19 protein-coding genes and 1 other RNA gene are annotated in these 19,778 nt (G+C 47.9%); 1 reads left to right on the top strand and 19 read right to left on the bottom strand.

The annotated features are described in order from the left end of the window. Window positions 1-92: 92 nt before the first annotated feature. Window positions 93-350 (bottom strand): hypothetical protein, encoded by a 258-nt coding sequence (locus tag MH144_RS11370; protein WP_183521851.1) that lies wholly within the window; start codon window positions 348-350, stop codon window positions 93-95. Window positions 351-436: 86 nt separating this feature from the next. Next, window positions 437-1,957, bottom strand: coding sequence for a MocR-like pyridoxine biosynthesis transcription factor PdxR (pdxR, locus tag MH144_RS11365; RefSeq protein WP_239299867.1), 1,521 nt, complete (start codon window positions 1,955-1,957; stop codon window positions 437-439). Window positions 1,958-2,066: 109 nt separating this feature from the next. Between pdxR and MH144_RS11360 the strand changes: the two genes are divergently transcribed. After that, the gene (locus tag MH144_RS11360; RefSeq protein ID WP_239299865.1) at window positions 2,067-3,296 is read left to right on the top strand and encodes an aminotransferase-like domain-containing protein; all 1,230 of its coding nucleotides are present in this window, start codon (window positions 2,067-2,069) and stop codon (window positions 3,294-3,296) included. A 175-nt stretch (window positions 3,297-3,471) separates the two neighbouring features. Here MH144_RS11360 and rnpB read toward each other — a convergent pair. The 17 genes from rnpB to MH144_RS11275 all read right to left on the bottom strand — a co-directional run bounded on the left by rnpB (window position 3,472) and on the right by MH144_RS11275 (window position 19,773). Further along, an RNA gene (rnpB, locus tag MH144_RS11355) (RNase P RNA component class A) lies at window positions 3,472-3,880 on the bottom strand. An 81-nt stretch (window positions 3,881-3,961) separates the two neighbouring features. Beyond that, window positions 3,962-5,077: a Nif3-like dinuclear metal center hexameric protein gene (locus tag MH144_RS11350; RefSeq protein ID WP_239299863.1), complete on the bottom strand. Its 1,116-nt coding sequence runs from the start codon at window positions 5,075-5,077 to the stop codon at window positions 3,962-3,964. Next, window positions 5,053-5,811 (bottom strand): tRNA (adenine(22)-N(1))-methyltransferase, encoded by a 759-nt coding sequence (locus MH144_RS11345; protein ID WP_239299861.1) that lies wholly within the window; start codon window positions 5,809-5,811, stop codon window positions 5,053-5,055. The genes MH144_RS11350 and MH144_RS11345 overlap by 25 nt, the downstream gene beginning before the upstream one ends. Before the next feature lie 183 nt (window positions 5,812-5,994). Next, window positions 5,995-7,134, bottom strand: a complete 1,140-nt coding sequence (rpoD, locus tag MH144_RS11340) for an RNA polymerase sigma factor RpoD (protein ID WP_095289908.1) — start codon at window positions 7,132-7,134, stop codon at window positions 5,995-5,997. Window positions 7,135-7,177: 43 nt separating this feature from the next. Further along, window positions 7,178-8,998 carry a DNA primase gene (gene dnaG, locus MH144_RS11335; protein ID WP_239299858.1) on the bottom strand — a complete coding sequence of 607 codons (1,821 nt, stop codon included), beginning with the start codon at window positions 8,996-8,998 and terminating at the stop codon, window positions 7,178-7,180. Window positions 8,999-9,046: 48 nt separating this feature from the next. Next, window positions 9,047-9,514: a YaiI/YqxD family protein gene (locus MH144_RS11330; RefSeq protein ID WP_431523674.1), complete on the bottom strand. Its 468-nt coding sequence runs from the start codon at window positions 9,512-9,514 to the stop codon at window positions 9,047-9,049. 217 nt (window positions 9,515-9,731) lie between these two features. Further along, window positions 9,732-11,810 (bottom strand): glycine--tRNA ligase subunit beta, encoded by a 2,079-nt coding sequence (gene glyS, locus MH144_RS11325; RefSeq protein WP_239299856.1) that lies wholly within the window; start codon window positions 11,808-11,810, stop codon window positions 9,732-9,734. Then, window positions 11,803-12,690 (bottom strand): glycine--tRNA ligase subunit alpha, encoded by an 888-nt coding sequence (gene glyQ / locus MH144_RS11320; RefSeq protein WP_239299854.1) that lies wholly within the window; start codon window positions 12,688-12,690, stop codon window positions 11,803-11,805. Before glyQ ends, glyS begins: the two co-directional genes overlap by 8 nt. A gap of 237 nt (window positions 12,691-12,927) precedes the next feature. Then, window positions 12,928-13,110 (bottom strand): hypothetical protein, encoded by a 183-nt coding sequence (locus MH144_RS11315; RefSeq protein WP_239299852.1) that lies wholly within the window; start codon window positions 13,108-13,110, stop codon window positions 12,928-12,930. A gap of 89 nt (window positions 13,111-13,199) precedes the next feature. After that, window positions 13,200-13,952 carry a DNA repair protein RecO gene (recO, locus tag MH144_RS11310; RefSeq protein ID WP_239299850.1) on the bottom strand — a complete coding sequence of 251 codons (753 nt, stop codon included), beginning with the start codon at window positions 13,950-13,952 and terminating at the stop codon, window positions 13,200-13,202. Between the two features lie 33 nt (window positions 13,953-13,985). Then, window positions 13,986-14,126, bottom strand: a complete 141-nt coding sequence (locus MH144_RS11305; protein ID WP_175397496.1) for a YqzL family protein — start codon at window positions 14,124-14,126, stop codon at window positions 13,986-13,988. Between the two features lie 101 nt (window positions 14,127-14,227). After that, window positions 14,228-15,130, bottom strand: a complete 903-nt coding sequence (gene era, locus MH144_RS11300) for a GTPase Era (protein WP_239299847.1) — start codon at window positions 15,128-15,130, stop codon at window positions 14,228-14,230. Window positions 15,131-15,164: 34 nt separating this feature from the next. After that, window positions 15,165-15,578, bottom strand: a complete 414-nt coding sequence (locus MH144_RS11295) for a cytidine deaminase (RefSeq protein ID WP_239299844.1) — start codon at window positions 15,576-15,578, stop codon at window positions 15,165-15,167. Window positions 15,579-15,636: 58 nt separating this feature from the next. Continuing rightward, the gene (locus tag MH144_RS11290; RefSeq protein WP_239299842.1) at window positions 15,637-16,005 is read right to left on the bottom strand and encodes a diacylglycerol kinase family protein; all 369 of its coding nucleotides are present in this window, start codon (window positions 16,003-16,005) and stop codon (window positions 15,637-15,639) included. After that, window positions 16,005-16,502 (bottom strand): rRNA maturation RNase YbeY, encoded by a 498-nt coding sequence (ybeY, locus tag MH144_RS11285; RefSeq protein ID WP_095289891.1) that lies wholly within the window; start codon window positions 16,500-16,502, stop codon window positions 16,005-16,007. Before ybeY ends, MH144_RS11290 begins: the two co-directional genes overlap by 1 nt. 34 nt (window positions 16,503-16,536) lie before the next feature. Beyond that, window positions 16,537-18,786, bottom strand: coding sequence for an HD family phosphohydrolase (locus MH144_RS11280; RefSeq protein WP_239300610.1), 2,250 nt, complete (start codon window positions 18,784-18,786; stop codon window positions 16,537-16,539). A gap of 15 nt (window positions 18,787-18,801) precedes the next feature. Continuing rightward, window positions 18,802-19,773 (bottom strand): PhoH family protein, encoded by a 972-nt coding sequence (locus tag MH144_RS11275; protein ID WP_095289887.1) that lies wholly within the window; start codon window positions 19,771-19,773, stop codon window positions 18,802-18,804. Between the last annotated feature and the right edge of the window lie 5 nt (window positions 19,774-19,778).

The raw sequence follows: 19,778 nt of genomic DNA, 5'->3' as shown, positions 1-19,778 counted from the left end.
TTTGCTTCGTGTAAAAAAACAAAAGCAGCTGCGCCCCGGGGCGTATGCTGCTTTTTGAGCTGTTCTCTATTTCCCCGGGGCACCCGCTGCGACTAGCGTTTGCGGGACGTTGTGCGGGCTTTGCTTGATTTTTTTACGGATTTTTTCTTGCTGTTATGGCTGGATACATAGCAAGGATCTTCTTCTTTGACAACTACAGGATACAGGTGGTGATGAACCGGCACGCAGTGCGTTTTTTTGATGACTTCAATCGGGTGAATGACAGGTACGATTTGCGGAACGTAGTAATCCTCAACAACCTGGATCGGGTCACATACAATCGGGCAAAGCGGTGGACAGTAATGGTTCATTTCAAAACCAACTCCCTTTCAAGTGATACTATAACGTATTGCATCAGGACGAAAGTGGATTGGATGTATGTCCTTGTTCCGCAAAATTAAATGAGCGGGAGCCTGTCCGCTGTTGTTCCCCCCTGCCTAGGCATGACCTTCTGCATAACTCCGCACAACACACGAAGCCCTTCACACAACCCCTTCAGATTCGTTACCGTAAAGCAGATTCGCAGGCTTGCCGTATCCGTCTCACCTACATAACAAGCAGATCCCGGCAGAAAAGAAACCCCCGCAGCCAGAGACTGACGGTGCAGCTCCCGCATATCCAGACCATCTGGCAGCTGGAGCCACAGGTTTAACCCACCTTCAGGCAAGACCCAGTACATGCCAGGTACACGGCATTCCTCCAGAACATCTGATGCTGCCTGAAGTCTGGCGTACAGCTCTTCGCGTAATCGAACGATATAGGAGCTATACTGGTGCTGAATGAAGGATTGAAGTGCCTTTTGTGTAAGTAAAGGGCTACCCAGATCTGCTGTGGATTTGGCTGCGACCAAACGGGTCAGCACACTCCCTTCAGCGATTGCACAGGCTACGCGGCAGCCTGGAGACAGGACCTTGCTAAAGCTTTTAATATAAACGACATGGCCCGTAGCATCCATCGATTTAATCGACGCAGGAGGAGAATCGCGGAAATACAGATCGGCGAATGGATCATCCTCCAAAATGAGACAGTGATAACTCTGAGCCAGATTCAACAATTGTGCCCGTCTTCTGGCACTCATCGTTACACCTGTCGGATTGTGATATGTAGGGATGGTATAAATTAACTTCGGCGGGTACGTGTCGCAGAGGCGTGTCAACAGATCAATACGCATGCCTTCACCGTCCATTGGCACGGTAATGATTTTGGCTCCCCTGCTCGTAAATACATCAATTGCACCTGTGTATGTAGGAGCCTCCATATAGACCACATCTCCAGGCCCAACGAAGGTGCGAGCAACTAAGTCGATTCCCTGCTGTGTACCACTTGTAATTAGCATCCGCTCTGGGACGACTTGCAGACCCCTTTCGGCAAAATGTCCTGCAAAGGTCTGGCGAAGCTCCCGGTCCCCCTGAAAAGAGCCATACGCTGCCATGCGTTCAGGGTGATCGGAGGATAGCCTGTACGCACTATTAATAATTTCAGTCGTTGGCAGCAGCTCCGGCTGGATGGCTGACATGTGCAGTTCATACTGAACCTGAGGAGAAGCATCAAAATGCCGCCAAAGCTGCGCACGCGGTAAATAATCCACAAGTGCCATCTGCCAGTTCCACGGGGTGTTGTTATCGTGATTTCGCTCGGCTTGCTGATTTTTATCCATACCCTCCGTTTGCTCCATCTCCTGGGCCCCGCGTACATAGCATCCTTTTCCCTGTGAACAGGTTATCAGTTGAATGGCCTCCAGCTCGGCATACGCCTTAGACACGGTAACGAGACTTACGCCCAGATCCGCGGTCATTTTACGTACAGACGGCAGACGTGTTCCAGGCTCAATCAAACCGGAACGGATCCGGTCTGCGAGTGTAAGCGCGATCTGAATATACAACTTGGTACTGCTTCCCCGTTTTAATTCAATGTGCATCTGCCCGCTCCCCCAACTGTTATCATCCACATTTTACTGTTATATCGCATTCAGGCTATTATAGTTTATAATATCAGTATAACAGTGAATAACAGGAGATGAGAACACTATGAGTATCCCTTGGTCCAAAATGGCTTTAAACACCCCGTCCTCTGTCGTTCGCGACATGCTTCAGGCTGCACAGGCGCCTGGAATGATATCCCTTGCCGGAGGTTTGCCAGCACAGTCATCATTCCCGGTGGAAGCTATCCGTGACGCATATCAACAGGTGTTTATGAGCGGCGCCGCTGCCCTTCAATATGCAGAAACGGAAGGCTACAGACCGCTTCGCGCCAAAATTGCCGAGCGTCTGGAATCCAAGGGCATTCCCGCTTCCCCCGATCATATGCTCCTGACTACAGGATCACAGCAATCCATAGATCTGGTCTGCCGAATTCTGCTTGATCCAGGTGACAGCGTACTGGTTGAATCACCAACCTACCTGGCTGCTCTTCAAGTTATCCATTCCTATCAGGCCGAATCTCATGGTGTAGCCTGTGATGAAGAAGGTATGCTTCCTGAATCCCTTGAAGAACAGTTAAAACGGCATCAACCGAAACTGGTATACATTAATCCAACGTTCTCCAACCCATCAGGCAAAGTATGGAGTCGCACCAGAAGACAGCAGGCTGTTGACCTATGTCGCCAATACGGAGTACTCATTCTGGAGGACGATCCTTATGGCGAAATCCGTTTTAATCCGGAACAATTGGATGCACCTTCGCTCGTCGAACTGGATGCAGCGTCCTACGATGGACCATCCAACGTCATCTACACGAGCACATTCTCCAAAACAGTAGCCCCAGGTCTTCGTACGGGTTGGATTCTTGCTTCTGCAGATATTGTTAAGATCGCTGCACGAGCGAAACAGGGAGCCGATCTGCATTCCAGCAGCATCGACCAGAGAGCTCTTCATGCCTTGCTCGAAACGTTTGACCTTGATGGGCATATTCGCAGCATTTCCAAGGACTATGCCAAACGGATGCATACCATGACTTCACTTATGACAGAGAAGGCTTGGGAAGGAATCACTTGGAATTCTCCGCAAGGCGGCATGTTCCTGTGGCTCGAACTGCCTGAAGCGATGGCAGCCAGCAATTTGTTTACTTACGGTATTCAGGAAAAAGTGTGTATTGTACCTGGTGATTCCTTCTATGCCGGAACTCCTGAACTGAACCGCATGCGTATCAACTTCACACATACAGATCCTGAGCTGCTTCCTGAAGCCGTTGAACGTATGGACCGAGCTATTCAGCGCTGGCATGCTTCTGTACAATCCGATACGGCGGTTACACTGTAATAAACTGTCATTAACTGTATTATGACTAGTGTCCATCCACAACTTTAACGAGTAAAAAAATAAGGCGGCAGATCCGAGAATATCGGGTTCTGTCGCCTTATTGATGTTTTAAATTTTTAGGAAGTACAATTGCATGTTCATGTTCAGTAAATAGTCCAGTATATGTTGTTGCAGTTTGGAAAGCTTACCGTAAGCCGGGTTCTGTGCTCTTCGTGGTTCAAACGGGAACTACCCTCCCACCACAAGCGACAATCATCTATCTAGGCCATACATTGCTGCACAGCTCAAGCGACCAACCTAGACACACCTCGGGCTAAGGCTGCCTCCTCCGAAGAGTCGGCTGTGTCCCATTAGGTCTTGCTCCAGATGGGGTTTACCAGGAACGAAGTCACCAGCGTTCCTCGGGGTCTCTTACACCTCGGTTCCATCCTTGCCTGTGCCGGAAAATCCGGCCATCGGCGGTCCATTTCTGTGGCACTATCCTTCAACTCGCGCTGACTGGACGTTATCCAGCATCCTGCCCTGTGGAGCCCGGACTTTCCTCTCGTGGCAACAAGGCCACCAGCGATTGTCTGTCAAGCTTTCCGAACAACATTACATAGTATACAGGGATTTGAGTTTACAAACAAGCTTAATATTACTGGAAACGGGTTATCCCGATAGTACTACATAAACTGGAATACTTCCGTATTGACTTCCGAAGCCGTCACTTGGGTCTCATAACGCTTTTCCGCCAATCGTGTACGCAGCCAGTCTGCTGTTTTGGGCTTCATGATCTTCTCGGCATTATGACCAGCATCTATGATGCACATGCCAGCCATCAGCGCATCATGAGCGGTGTGGTAATCAATATCTCCCGTTACAATGACATCGGCGCCCTTGAAACGAGCAGTCAGGGTATAACGGCTTCCTGAACCGCCAAGGACTGCCGCTTTTTTGATCGGCCGGTTCAAATCTCCTACTACACGAACGTATGGCACGTTTAATTGGGCCTTCACGACCTCTACCAGCTCACCCAGTGTCTTAGGTTGCTTAAGAGGTCCCAGACGTCCCAGGCCGAGTGTACGGCCTTTTAAATCCATCGCATACAGGTCATAGGCCACTTCTTCATAAGGATGAGCCTTCAGCATGGCCTGTACAACCTTGCTTCGTAGGCTCTGCGGTACGATGGTCTCAATACGCATCTCTTCCACACGTTCCAGCTGCCCCTGTTCACCGATGAAAGGCTGTGTTCCCTCTCCTGGTACAAAGGTTCCTGTTCCTTCCGTATTGAAGCTGCATTTGCTGTATTGGCCAATGCTTCCGGCTCCAGCTTCCAGAATGGCCTGAAGCACCTGTTCGTGATGCGTGCGCGGAACAAATACAGCCAGCTTGTACAGATGGTCTGTATGTACATCTTCCAGTGACTCTTTACTCTCAATGCCAATCGCTTCAGCCATCCAATCATTCATGCCACCTTCAGCCACATCCAGATTTGTGTGACTGATATATACGGCAATATCATGCTTGATCAGCTTCTCATACAATTTCCCCATCGGTGTATCTGTATTGAACGATTTTACCGGCCGGAAAATAATAGCATGATGTGCAATAATGAGATTGGCACCGATTCGAATAGCTTCTTCAACAACTTCATCAGTCACATCGAGAGCAATAAGAACATGATTTATCTCTTTTTGCAGACTGCCCAGCTGCAGTCCGATCCGGTCATCGGGTACAGCCAGGTGTTTGGGAGCCAGCTGCTCCATCAATTGAATTACGGTTTGACCTTTGGCAAACATTCGAGTACCTCCTTCAGGTTTGCAATCAGACGTTCCACCTCGGCAGCCTTTTCACGGGAAGAGTCCTGGTCCGATTTTGAGATGGATTGCACAACACCCTTCAGCTTAACGATCTCACTTTCCCATTTTGCAAAGAATACATCTGTTGGTCTGTCCACCAGATATGGACCCATACGCAGCAATAGATCTTGTGTCAGAACGACTCCACCTTCAAGCGGACGGGCGAGATACACTTCCTCATTCGCAATTGGACTGGATGCCTGCGGCATGGCTGTAATAATTTCATAGATCTTGCCATCTTCCTCAAGCAATCGTTCCGCCACAACCACCCATTGATGATCCAGCAGCCAGCGTCTGAGAATATCCTCACCCACATTAGGTTGAAGGATAAGCATCTTCACTTCTTCCAGTTTGGAAAGGCCTCGGTCCAGTATGGAAGCAATTAATGCTCCACCCATTCCCGCAATCGTAATGACGTCTACCTCGCCTGCAGAAACCACTTCAAGCCCGTCTCCACGACGAACGGTAATTTGCTCCTGCAGCCCTGCATCACTCACCTGTTTGCGCGCGGCCTCGTAGGGCCCCGGGTTAACTTCTCCGGCCACAGCACTTGCAGCCTTCCCACTGCGAACAGCAGCTACCGGTAGCAAAGCATGATCTGAGCCTATATCGGCTATACGGCTGCCTTCGGGAATTTGGTCATGTATTTGTTGTAATCGATTCGAAAGTTTCATGAAGCACCTGCACATTCATTTAATTTATTGATTTGCATTGGACAACGAAAAGCGATAAAATGAAATCCAATCAAACATTTCAAGGATTAATTACCAAAACCAAGCAATTAAGACATTCCATTTAAAAATAAAGGAGACCTCGCCGCCGCCTGAGCGGCCTGCGAAAAGTCTCCCGTAGTTCTGTTATTCGAGGAAATCCTTAAGCCGTTTGCTGCGGCTTGGGTGGCGCAATTTACGAAGAGCCTTAGCTTCGATCTGACGAATACGCTCACGCGTAACTCCAAAGACCTTGCCCACTTCTTCCAGCGTTCTCGTCCGTCCGTCGTCCAGACCAAAACGAAGGCGAAGTACATTCTCTTCACGCTCTGTCAACGTATCCAGTACGTCTTCAAGCTGTTCTTTCAGCAATTCATAAGCAGCAGCATCCGCTGGAGCCAAAGCTTCCTGATCCTCGATAAAATCGCCCAGATGGGAATCATCCTCTTCACCAATCGGTGTTTCAAGGGAAACCGGTTCCTGTGCAATCTTCGTGATCTCACGCACTTTCTCCACACTCAGATCCATTTCAGCTGCAATTTCTTCTGGCGTTGGTTCGCGTCCAAGTTCTTGCAACAACTGACGGGATACCCGGATCAGTTTATTAATCGTTTCGACCATATGCACCGGAATACGAATGGTACGCGCCTGATCGGCAATAGCACGTGTGATCGCTTGACGGATCCACCATGTTGCATACGTACTAAACTTATAGCCTTTTTTGTGGTCAAACTTCTCAACTGCCTTGATCAGACCCATGTTTCCTTCCTGAATCAGGTCAAGGAACAGCATACCGCGTCCCACATATCGCTTGGCGATACTGACAACGAGTCTGAGGTTGGCTTCAGCCAGTCGGCGCTTCGCTTCTTCATCCCCGTTTTCAATCCGTTTGGCGAGCTCCACTTCATCGTCTGCAGACAACAAAGGTACGCGACCAATTTCCTTCAGATACATCCGGACTGGGTCATTGATTTTGATACCTGGAGGCAAGCTCAGATCATCATCAAAGTGGAATTCATCGTCTCCCTCTCTGCTGTTGTTTTCTGAGTCATCATTAGGGCGAAGCGTAACCTCTTCATCATTTTCGTTTACCACGTCGATACCCAGGTCACTTAATTGTTCGTAAAACTCATCCATTTGCTCCGCATCCTGCTCAAACGGGGAGAGTTTCTCAATAATTTCCTTGTAGTTCAATGAAGCTCTTTTTTTGCCTGATTCAATCAGTTGATCCTTAACCTGATCCAGCGTCAATTCTGTTTCTAGTTCAGTATGCTGATCATTCGCCATAACTCGACTCCCTCCTCCCTAGAAACATCCAACACACGGACATTTACTGTCTCTCTAGGGCAATCATTTCAATTGCGATTTGTGCTGCGCGTACAAAATCACCTGCACGCTCTGCAGCAATCATTTCTTCTTTTTTTAGATCGTACTCTTTTTTGCGCGGATATTTCAGCACTTCCCTGATACAATCATCGAGTATCTGAACGTTCCATTCACCCGGGCCATCCATCATTGAGATTGAGCTGACGGTTTTCTCCAATCGGTCATCATGCAATGAGGACATAAAACGGCTTGTATCCGGCGATTTGCCTTGCGCATAATAGGCATATAGATAAGCAGCAATAGCTGCATGATCATCCAAGTTAAAAGCTTCACCAAGATGCTCATTCACATACTGTGCAGCCTCGTCATCCTGAAGCATCCAGGCAAGCAATTTGCGCTCAGCAGCATGGTAAGCCGGCAATAGATTGGGTGTAGGCACCTGCCTATTTTGTTGCCTACCATTATTCCACCTTTTCGGGTTATTATCCCCATACTGCTCGTTATTTTTCATGGACTGGCGCTCTTCATTACACTCCTGCTTCAGTGTCTCAAATGACACATCCACTTCGGCTGCCAGTTCACGCAAATACACTTCGCGTTCTGTAGGGGAAGATAATGGCGCGATGAGCTTCACCGCTTCCTTGGAATAGGCGATCAGACCGCCGCCTTCTAGCAGTATATGGTTTTTTTTAAGGTTTATAAGCTTAAATTTTGTTGTGGTCACAGCACCGTCTACAATCTGGTTGCGAAACCGTTCACCACCGTACTTGCGAATAAAATCATCCGGATCAAGTCCTTCGGGTATAAGAGCAACCTTAACCTGCAGCCCAGCCTCTTCCAGAATGGGAAAGTTCTTAAGTGCAGCGGCCTGCCCCGCTCGGTCTCCGTCATAACAGATAATAACTTCGTCGCACATGCCCTTGAGCATAAGTGCCTGATTCTCGGTCAATGCTGTGCCCATGGCCGCTACTCCGTTCTGGATCTCTTGATCCCAGGCGGAGATCACGTCGCCGTAACCTTCGAACAAAATAGCTTGTCTTTGTTTGCGAATCGCATTTTTGGCCTGATGCAGATTGTAGAGAACTCGGCTTTTATTGAATAACCGGGTTTCCGGTGAATTTAGGTACTTCGGCTGCCCGTCTCCCAAAATGCGACCTGCAAATGCAATCGGTTTGCCGCTTCTGCCATTAATCGGGAACATGACCCTGTCTCGGAAGCGGTCCACATAGCCCTGACCTTCATTCCGCTGCGACAGAAGACCGCCCTTTTCCATCTCTTCAAGTGGAAAGTTGCGTTTCTCCAGAAATTGCACCAACGTGTCCCATCGATTCGGCGCATAGCCAATCTGGAACTGGTCAATCAGCTTGTCGCTAAAGCCCCGCGAGCGTAAATACTCCATGGCTGCTTTTCCATGCTCTGTATTTTTCAATAAGAAATGATACAGTTTTGCAGTTAGCTCATACGCTTCCAGCAGACGTTCGGTCTCTGGATTTACATGAGCGGATTCACGCCCTTGCCAGTCCCCCATGGAGATGTGACTTTCTTCCGCCATCGTCTTGACAGCCTCGGGAAAGGATAACCCTTCGATTTCCATCCTGAATTTGATGGCATTTCCACCCGTGCCGCAACCGTAGCAGTAGAAAATTTGTTTCTCTGGTGTAACTGTAAACGAAGGCGTCTTCTCGGAATGAAAAGGGCAGAGGCCTTTCATGTATTTCCCCTGCTTGGTCAGATGCACAAATCGGCTCACCGTATCGACAATATCATGCTGCTGTAACACCGATTCAATAATGCTTTCGGGTATACCGCCTTGTCCGGTACTCATCTCTGGCCACCTTCATCTCTTTCAGCACGTAAATATAATTCGCTAAACTTACACATTCTCCTGCAAATCTTTTAAAAGTTTTGTCAGTTTATGTTGAAAAATTTCCCGATCCTGCTCTGTGAAAGGCTTTGGACCCTTCCCGTAATGCCCTCTTTTCCGTGCTTTGGCAGCAGTATGGCGGGAATCGAGCATAAAATCAATATCACGATCATTAAATTCGCGACCACGAAATGATAAAACATAACAACGTTTGCCAAGCGCGAGTGCAGCCAGTCCATAATCCTGTGTAATGACTACATCACAGGGCTTGATATGATTGGCGATGTACAGATCCGCGCTCTGATCACTGCGGTCCACCTGCACGGTACGCACCCCTTCTCCTCCCTGAAGCAAATGATCAAAGGAAGATACCAGCAATACGGGGATATCAAAACGGCGGGCCGTTTCTGCAATCTCGGCTTTCACCGGACAAGCATCTCCGTCCACAACAATCTGGCGTACATTCAATTCACTCAACCTCAGGATCACCCGGCTTCATAAAATAGCTGCATATTGTTATATACGACTTCCGCCAGCGAAATTCCTTCTGACCAGTCAAGGTAAATCAAAGGCTAAAATACGGAACGGCTGTTAAAAATAAAATTTCACAACCCGTTCCGTATATTTATACCCTCATATATCCTTCTTTAATACTGAATTTAATGCGTATCCTCTAACCCGTTTGGGCGGGATATTATACTAACACCAATTTGGAGAAATCGGCAAATCCTTTCAAGTCACGATCGATAGCTGCAAGCAGAGCCAAGCGGTTAGCACGGACTGCTTCATCTTCAGCCATAACCATTACGGAATCGAAGAATGCTGTTATGGCTTCCTTCCAAGCGGATGCAATCGCGAGTGCTTCCGCAGCAGCATGCCGCGACAAGGCTTTGCGATATTCCTCATTGGTTCTGTTCCATGCTTCATGCAGCTGCTTCTCTCCCTCTTCGGTAAACAGTTCAGGATGAACAGAAGCATTGGATGCTTTGGCAGCTAGGTTACCCACCCGGTTGAACGATTCCACTGTCGTTTTGAACGCATCACCGGTTTGCACAGCGGCCATCAAAGCCTCACCTTTTGGAACAATGGCACTAATATCATCGAATCCAGCAGAGATCACGGCATCAACTACATCATAACGAACAGTCTCGGACAACAGTTTTTTCACACGAAGACCGAAGAAGTCCTGCAAATCTTTACGAACCTCTTCATCCGCACGTTTCAAAAGGTTCATCTGAGCATGCACCTGAAGCGCGACCCCGAACACATCGGAGAGGGTCAGTGGAAGTTGGTGATCCAGCAAGATCTGTACAATACCTGCTGCCTGACGGCGAAGTGCATACGGATCCTGGGATCCTGTAGGGATGATATTGATGGAGAAGCAGCCCACAATGGTATCCATCTTATCTGCAGCACTTACGATTGCACCTACGAGCGAAGCAGGAGATTGGTCTCCGGCAAAGCGCGGCTGATAGTGTTCAAATACTGCTTTGGCCACTTCTTCCTTCTCGCCTGCCTTGCGAGCGTAATCCTCACCCATGACACCTTGCAATTCAGGAAACTCGCCAACCATCAGCGTAACCAGGTCAAACTTGCAGATATCAGCAGAGCGGCTCACCGACTCGGCAACGTCAGCAGAAACCTGCAGCTTGGATGCCAGACCATCCGCAATTTTGCGAATGCGACGCACCTTGTCACCAACGGTACCCAGTTCCTCTTGAAAGACAATGCTCTCCAGTTTGGACAATGCATCCTTGATCTCGAGCTTCTGATCTTCTTCGTAGAAGAACTTGGCGTCGGACAGACGGGCACGCAGTACTTTTTCGTTACCTTTGGCGATAACATCAAGTGAATCACTGCCTCCGTTACGAACCGTTACGAAGTAAGGAAGCAATTGTCCTGCACTATCCAGGACAGGAAAGTAACGCTGATGCTCACGCATCGAAGTAATCAATACTTCCTGAGGGATATTAAGGAATGAAGGATCGAACGTTCCGAACAATACGGTTGGCGTTTCCACCAAAAACAGAACTTCCTCCAGCAAATCTTCCTTGATAGCGATATCCCAGTTCTTCTCGGCTGCCAGTGCCTGAATCTGGGAAACGATCATTTGCTCCCGTTCCTTGATATCTGCAATAACATGTTCGGAACGCAGCAATTCCACGTATGAAGCAGGGTTAGTAATCACGGTTTCCTTACCAAGGAAACGATGTCCCCGAGTTACATTCCCGGATTTCACTCCTGCAACTTCAATATCAATGATCTCACTGCCGAGCAGAGCAACAATCCAGCGAATCGGGCGGACAAATTTGAAATCATATGAAGCCCAGCGCATGAATTTAGGGAATGTCATGGCGTGCAGAATCGACAGCAATCCTTCACCAATTACGGATGAAGTCTCTACACCTTTGCTGCTCTTGGTTGCATAGATATACTCGACTCCGCTGAGTTCCTTAAATGTAAACTGATCCGGATCAACACCTTGACTGCGCGCAAATCCGAGTGCTGCTTTGCTCCAGTTGCCGCTCTCGTCAAGTGCAATTTTACGGGAAGGACCTTTTACTTCTTCTTCCACGTCCTCTTGCTTCTCGGCAACATCCTGAATCATGACAGCCAAACGACGTGGTGTAGCATAAGCGTTTACCTTACCATGTGTTATGCGGGATGCATCCAGCCATTTCACGATACGATCCTGCAGCTGTTCAATCGCCGCGCGCATAAAGCGTGCAGGTACTTCCTCCAGACCAATTTCAAACAACAGATCCTTAGACATGCTCCGCTCCCCCTTTCTTGATCAGCGGGAAGCCAAGCTTCTCGCGCTCTTCCACATATGTTGCAGCCACTTGACGTGCCAGATTGCGGACACGTGTAATGTAACCGGTACGTTCCGTAACACTGATTGCTCCACGAGCATCCAGCAGGTTAAACGTATGGGAACATTTCAGCACATAGTCATATGCCGGAAATACCAGATGCTGTGCCATAGCCTTATTGGCTTCTTCTTCATGCATATTGAAGAGGGTGAATAGCATCTTCACATCAGATACTTCAAACGTATATTTGGAGTGTTCAAACTCAGGCTGCAGGAATACATCACCATAGGTGATTCCCTCTACCCATTCCAGATCAAACACATTTTCTTTTTCCTGAATGTAAGAAGCAAGGCGCTCCATACCATACGTAATTTCGACAGCCACCGGGTTCGTCTCAATTCCACCGACTTGTTGGAAGTATGTAAACTGTGTAATTTCCATACCATCGAGCCATACTTCCCATCCCAGGCCTGCGCAACCCAGAGAAGGATTTTCCCAGTTGTCTTCAACAAAACGAATATCATGTTTATGCGGGTCAATCCCCAAACGTTTAAGACTTTCCAGGTAAATTTCCTGAATGTTGTCTGGTGAAGGCTTAATAATGACTTGGAATTGATGGTGCTGATACAGACGGTTCGGGTTTTCTCCATAACGTCCATCGGAAGGACGACGGGAAGGCTCTACATAAGCTACTTTCCAAGGTTCCGGTCCAAGCGAACGCAAAAAGGTCATCGGGTTCATCGTACCTGCCCCTTTTTCCGTATCATATGGCTGGACAATAATACAGTTGTGCTCGGCCCAGAATTGCTGCAGCGTGAGAATCATCTGCTGAAAATTCATAATCATGCTCCTTTTCAATGGGTTTATTGGCAAGCTTACAATACTTCCGATCGCACAAGCGTCAATCGAAGCCCGGCTTAGAACGGACATACCGCGTTTTGCGAGAGATTTCCGGAATTTATCGACCAGCATTTCTGGAAAATAATTCCACAATCAAAAAAAGCCCTCGCCCTACGCCTGTTGTCCAGACGTAGGGACGAGAGCTATTCCCGCGGTTCCACCCTACTTGGCTTGTGTTCAAAACAGGATAACCTGTTCACGCAAGCCCACTTTTCCGTGTCCATTCATGCTCCCGAGTGCCATTTCACAGACTGATTCATCCCGGCTTACACCATCCCAGGCTCGCTCAATTATCGTAGTCAAGACCGTATGGCCTATTTTACGAGAATAATAAATCAGGTCTCCTACTCTCTCGTTCAATGCATGTCTCCAAAAAGAGAAATTATAGTCCATAATAAATAAAAAAGAGTGCAAAGTCAAGTAACTCTTGTCATCCTCAAAAACACACATTAAATCCCGTATTTCTCCATCTGATCGAGAAAAGAACGGGATTTCAAGTTTAGACCCAGCTGGTGATCCATGAAGGCTCTCATAATCTTCTTCATTTCATCTCTAGTGGCCTCACTTACAGATATATTGCCCAGTCGCTGCAGATCCAGCTGAGCAAATAACCGCAGTAACCTTAGAGCTTTGGGACTTACGGATAACGCAGGTGGATCAAAGTGCTTACAGGCTCTGCACAGAACACCACCGAGCCTTGGACTTACAAACAACTGTTCATCCGGCCGTTCCTGGCCACATGAAATGCATTCATCAAGCGACGGGCCGTAGCCCGCCGATTGTAATATTTTCATCTCATATAGACTCGTAATGACGCTAGGGTCCTTCTCTTCCTTTAACGCCTGAAGACAAGCCTTAAGTTGCTTGAACCAAAAAGCACCTGTCTCCTCATCCTGCAGAACCCTATCCAACAGTTCACATGCATAGGATGCATACGCTGCTTTAACCAAATCTTCCCGCAGCTCATGATATGACTCGATAATTTCGCCCGCATTCAGTGTTCCCAGGCCCGTGTTACGGAAATATACGTATTGACCGTACGTAAACGGCTGCACCAGCGCAGCATGTCGGCTTTTGGGCTTTTTGGCACCACGGACGAGTACGCCTACTTTTCCACCACTTTCGGTGCAAAGCGTAATAATTTTGTTTCCCTCGCCGTAGTCCATGCTGCGGATGACAATCCCTTCCACCCTGTATAGCATGCCTCGTCACCTAACCATTCCCGAATCAGCCAATTAACCTTCGGCTTCTTCATCTTCTATCACTTCCCCTGCAGTATCAGACTCCTGTCCTGTTGAGGCACAAGCCTCGGTATACAACAAATAGGACTCCACATCCCCCGTCATTGCAAAAACCTTCCACGAAAAATCTCGCATCAGAATTTCATCCTCTCTTCGGAAATGACGTCTGCATCTACCAGTTAGGATGGAGTCTTGCAAGGTAAACTATGTGTTGCAATTAATGGATACCTGTTGGATTAAACGTCACGGTGGAAGCCGAGATCACGCAGAACGCGATCCTGATTTCTCCAATCCTTTTTCACCTTAACCCACAGATCCATAAAGATTTTTGAACCCAAAAGGTTCTGAATATCCGTACGCGCACGTTTGCCCACTTCTTTTAACAAGGCCCCCTGTTTACCGATAATGATCCCTTTTTGAGAGTCACGCTCTACAAAAATAACGGCCGAAATGTACACTACCCCGTTGTCCTGAACCTTCATATCCTCGATGGTTACAGCAATGGAATGAGGAACCTCTTCCCGGGTCATTTGCAGAATTTTCTCCCGGATCAGCTCCGCACAAACGAACTGTTCCGGGTGGTCCGTAACCTGATCTTCCGGGTAATATTGCGGTCCTTCCGGCAAATACTTGCCGATCTGTTCGAGCAGTGTATTTACATTGCTGCCAAGCTTGGCAGAGACCGGTACGATTTCTGCAAAATCAAGCAGCTTGCGATATTCCTCAATAAGCGGAAGCAGCGCTTCCGGTTCGATTTTATCAATTTTGTTCATCACCAAAATGACAGGAGTTCGTACATTTTTCAGTTGTTCTGCGATGTAACGGTCACCACCGCCCATTCCTTCGGAAGCGTCAATCAGGAACAAGGCTGCTTCAACTTCCCCAAGCGTATTCAAGGCAGTCTGGTTCATATAGTCACCCAGTTTGGATTGCCGTTTGTGAATACCTGGTGTGTCCAAAAAGACAACTTGCTTGTCTTCGGATGTGTAAACACCATGTATTTTATTACGAGTGGTTTGTGGCTTGTCCGACATAATGGCAATTTTCTGTCCAATAACCTGGTTCATCAAAGTCGATTTACCAACGTTAGGACGCCCAACAATAGCTACAAAACCCGATTTAAATGCTTTTTTCTTCATATGTTCCTCCTCAGGCGCCTAGGCCTGGAATAGTTTATTTTTTGGCAAAATCCAAATCCGACGGACCAAAAGCCCAAGGCAGCAGCTCGGCAACCGTCGTTTCCTGCAGGTCACCCTTCAAGTTGCCCATAATGACTTTCATGTCCGGCTCACACAGCTCAACCATAACCTGGCGGCACACGCCACATGGTGCGATTGGACCTTCCGTATCACCTACAACAGCAATGGCCTTGAAACTACGCGGCTTCTCTCCCCCTGCAATCGCACTGAAAAGTGCTGTTCGCTCCGCGCAGTTGCTTGGTGTATAGGCAGCATTCTCAATATTGCATCCGTGATGCACATTGCCTTCACTATCCAGCAGAGCTGCTCCTACGCCAAAATGGGAATAAGGTGTGTATGCTTTTGCACGTGCCTTAATGGCTTCTTGCATGAGCTGTTGATTATCCATAATCCAAATCTCTCCCTCAGGTTATGACTAAAATAAATTTCTTTTTATAGCAGGCTTATCAATAACCAAGCCAATGTATAACAGGTTTAAAGAACACCATACATCCGATGACTACGGCGAACACCGCAGCCAGCAAAACTGCGCCAGCCGCGGTGTCTTTCGCCGCTTTTGCAAGCGGATGAATATGCGGATGTGCCAGATCTACCGCTGCCTCTACAGCCGTGTTCATTAATTCGGTCACCAGAACCAGAAAGATGGCAGTCAGCACAAACATCCAGTCTGTCCTCGAAATCCCGAAGATAAATCCAGCCGAACACATGATGACGGCTACTCCCGAATGAACCCTTACATTTCGCTGTGTCCGAAAACCGTATACGATTCCTTCTGCCGCATTGCGGAACACCAGACTCCAGGAGCGCCTTTTCATTATCGTGTCAACCCGGCCTGGGCGAGTACAGCTTCCTGTTTACCCATCATCTCGGCTTCGCTTGCTTCGTCCTGATGATCATATCCGAGCAGGTGCAGGAAACCGTGCACAAACAGGAAACCAAGCTCACGTTCAAATGAATGCCCGTATTCTTCACTTTGCAGGATCGTACGAGGGACGGAGATAATGATGTCACCGAGAACATCTGGCATTTCCTCCATCTCTTCATCCTCATCCAGTTCGTAGATGATGTCCAGTTCCTCGTCCATGGTTTCATTCATGGCAAATGACAGCACATCTGTCGGACGATCAATTCCGCGGTAATCGCGGTTCAACTCATGAATCTGAGCATCATCCACAAATGTGAGAGCAACTTCTCCATCTGCCACGCCTTCTGCTTCTCCTGCAAGGTTCAGCAATTGCTCCAGCATTGCAATCATCTGTTCTGTAATTTCTTTATCCTGTTGATCATTATTCCATGCCAGGTTAAGACTCATTCTTTCATAACTCCTGTCTGCTCATATTAGTAAGTCAACCTGCTTCAGGTGAGGTCGGCTTCGGTTTTTTGATCTCTTCCGGGTATTCAATCCGAGAGTGGAAAATTCCCATTACCGTCTCTTTCAAGGTCTTCGCTACGATGTCCAATTCACGCATGGTGAGATCACAATCGTTAAACTGATGATCATCGAGACGCCCCTTGATAATCTTCTCAATCATGGATTCCACTTGTTCCACGGTCGGTTTGCGCAAGGACCGAACTGCTGCTTCAACGCTGTCGGCTATTCCAACAATAGCCGATTCCTTGGATTGGGCTTTTGGACCCGGATAACGGAAATCTTCTTCTGTAAAGTCAGGCTCCACTCCCGCTTCCTCGGCTTGGCGCAGCGCTTTGTGATAGAAGTAATGGAGGAAGGTTGTACCATGATGCTGCTCCGCGATATCCCGGATTGGTTTCGGGAGCTTGTAATCCTTCTGCATTTCCACGCCATCCCGTGCGTGTGCAACGATAATTGATTTACTCAATTTGGGATCGATGGAATCATGCGGGTTCTCCATATTGTTCTGATTTTCAATGAAATATATTGGTCTCTTGGTCTTGCCAATATCATGGTAATACGAACCTACTCGGCAGAGAAGACCATTCGCTCCTATAGCCTCGGCCGCGGCCTCGGACAGGTTTCCTACCATCACACTGTGATGATACGTGCCCGGTGTTTCCGTCAGCAGTTTGCGCAATAACGGGTGGTTCGGGTTAGACAGCTCCACCAGCTTCAGTGCTGATAGTATACCAAACGATGTTTCAAAAAATGGCATAAGGCCAATAACGAGAATCGCCGTTAATACACCACCTGCAAACGCAAATCCAACGCCATACAGTGTTGTTGTACGGTTCCAATCCCCTGTATCAATCAACGATAGTGTAAAGACAGCAATCGAACCAAACAGGCAGACCATGATGGCCCCCTTTAAAATGGTGGATCGCTGGCTTGCCCGGTATGTGGCAAAGATGGCGACAAATGACACCAGCACCGCAAAAAAGCCGAGCTCAAAATCAAAAATCTGACCTTGATGCGTATTCAAGATGATACTTGACAACATGCCAATGATGATCGAGCAAACAAATGCAAGCGATGTATCCAGCAATAAGGCAATCAACATCGCCCCCACTGCAACTGGTGCAAGGAAGCCGACATATGACCTGTCTGCTGTCTGGATGAATGCCGTCACATGCATAAGCACAATCGTAATAATGAAAATGAGTACAAGCATCAACAACTGTGCATTATTATATTTGAAATGCGTTCCGCTGAATTGCTGAATATACATCAGAATTGCTGCTGACAGCAGACAAGAAAGCATGAGAAGACCCAGCTGCGGCCAGTAGTTCACTTCGTTTTTCAACAAATCGTTCTCATCAAGAAGCGCGTACATCTCGGGAGTTATCATCTCGCCCTTCGCAACTAGTGTATCACCTTGCTTGATAAAGACCGTCTGTGTATTTTCACGGGCCTGCACCTTGGCTTCTTTTGTCCCCTCTTCATCATAGAAGCGGTTGGACGTTACTACAAGGCGGGCAAGCTCCTGAACAACCTCACGCTGAGTACGCTTGCTAAGGGAACTTACACTGACCATTTCGGCTACTTTAGCACGTGCTGTCGTAGCATCACTGATCTGATCCGTCATCAATCTGGACACGATATCCCGTCCAACGGACTTCATCTCCTGGATATCATCCGAGGTCAAGCGAGATATCTTGATATAGGTTTCTTCCGGAATTCGGTAGCTTTGCTCCTGCACCACGTTTCTGATCTCTTCCAAAAGAGTTTCGGAATATGTACCCGCTTTCCGATTGTTATTGATAAAGTTGGACACAAAATCCTTCTGCCGCTGCGGAATCTCATCACGATAGATATCAATCTTGTCCTGACTGGAAATCTGGTCATCCTGATTCAGACGATCAATACGGTCCAGCAGGGTGGTCATCAGATTTTCGTTTCGCAGCTGCACAATCTGATAGATCGGCTGTACACGCTCAGCAGCTTCTTCCTGTGCTTTCAGCGTAGCCTTTGTGTTCGGAATCTGCATGGGCGCAGCAATATCTACTTCGCTTCGTGTGCCTTCCTGTATATCATACCGCTCGGGAAGCAGCTTGGAAGCCAGACTGAAGTAGAAGAGAATCACCAGAAACAAAAACAGAAGATAGCGTGCCCACACGCTATACTTCCATCCTGTGGTTCTATTCTGAAAAGATTTGCCTTTTGACAGTTCCTTCGAGGTCACTTTAGACAATCCCTTCTATTCTTGATTTTCTGCGGCGTGGTTGTATGCAACGATAATTTTTTGGACGAGGGAATGCCGTACAACATCTTGCTCGGCAAAATAGACAAATCCAATTTCTTCGACTTCACTGAGTATCGTTTTTGCTTCCACAAGTCCAGACTTTTTGCCGCGAGGTAAATCAATTTGCGTCACGTCTCCGGTAATGACCATTTTGGAGCCAAAACCAAGACGGGTCAAAAACATTTTCATTTGTTCAGGCGTCGTATTCTGAGCTTCGTCCAAAATGATGAACGAGTCATCGAGTGTACGCCCCCTCATATATGCCAGTGGCGCAATTTCGATCAAACCGCGCTCCAGTGCCTTGGCCGTTTGCTCTTGTCCCATTACGTCATACAAGGCGTCATACAAAGGCCGTAGATAAGGGTCAACCTTTTCCTGCAGGTCACCAGGCAAGAAGCCCAGGCTCTCTCCGGCTTCGACAGCAGGCCGTGTAAGCACGATGCGCTTGACGCTGCCTTCCTTGAGAGCAGCAACCGCCAGTACAACGGCCAGATAGGTTTTACCCGTACCGGCTGGACCGATACCGAATACAACATCACGTTTCTTAATTGTCGTTACATAGTGTTTCTGTCCAATGGTTTTAACACGAATCGGTTTGCCCCGGTAGGTGGTCGTAATCTCACCCTTGAACAGATCAAGCAGCTGGTCTGCACGCAGATCCTTGGCCAGTTCAATGGCATAGCTGACGTCTCGTTCGGTTAGCACATACCCGTTACGCACCAATTGCAGTAACACATCGAATAATTGTTCAAGCGATTCCACATTCTTTGTATTGCCATGAATGACAATCTCTGCTTCGCGAGAAGCGATCTGGGCGGGAATCTCGGATTCAATCAGTTTCAGAAATATATCTTGGGGTCCAAAAAGAGATTGACCCTCTCCCGCACTCTGGAGGGAGATTCGTATGCTGCGTGTTTGTTCTGACAAATAGC

This window comes from Paenibacillus sp. ACRRY, from assembly GCF_022346995.1.
Lineage (GTDB): Bacteria > Bacillota > Bacilli > Paenibacillales > Paenibacillaceae > Paenibacillus.
This window is presented reverse-complemented; position numbering and strand designations above follow the sequence as displayed.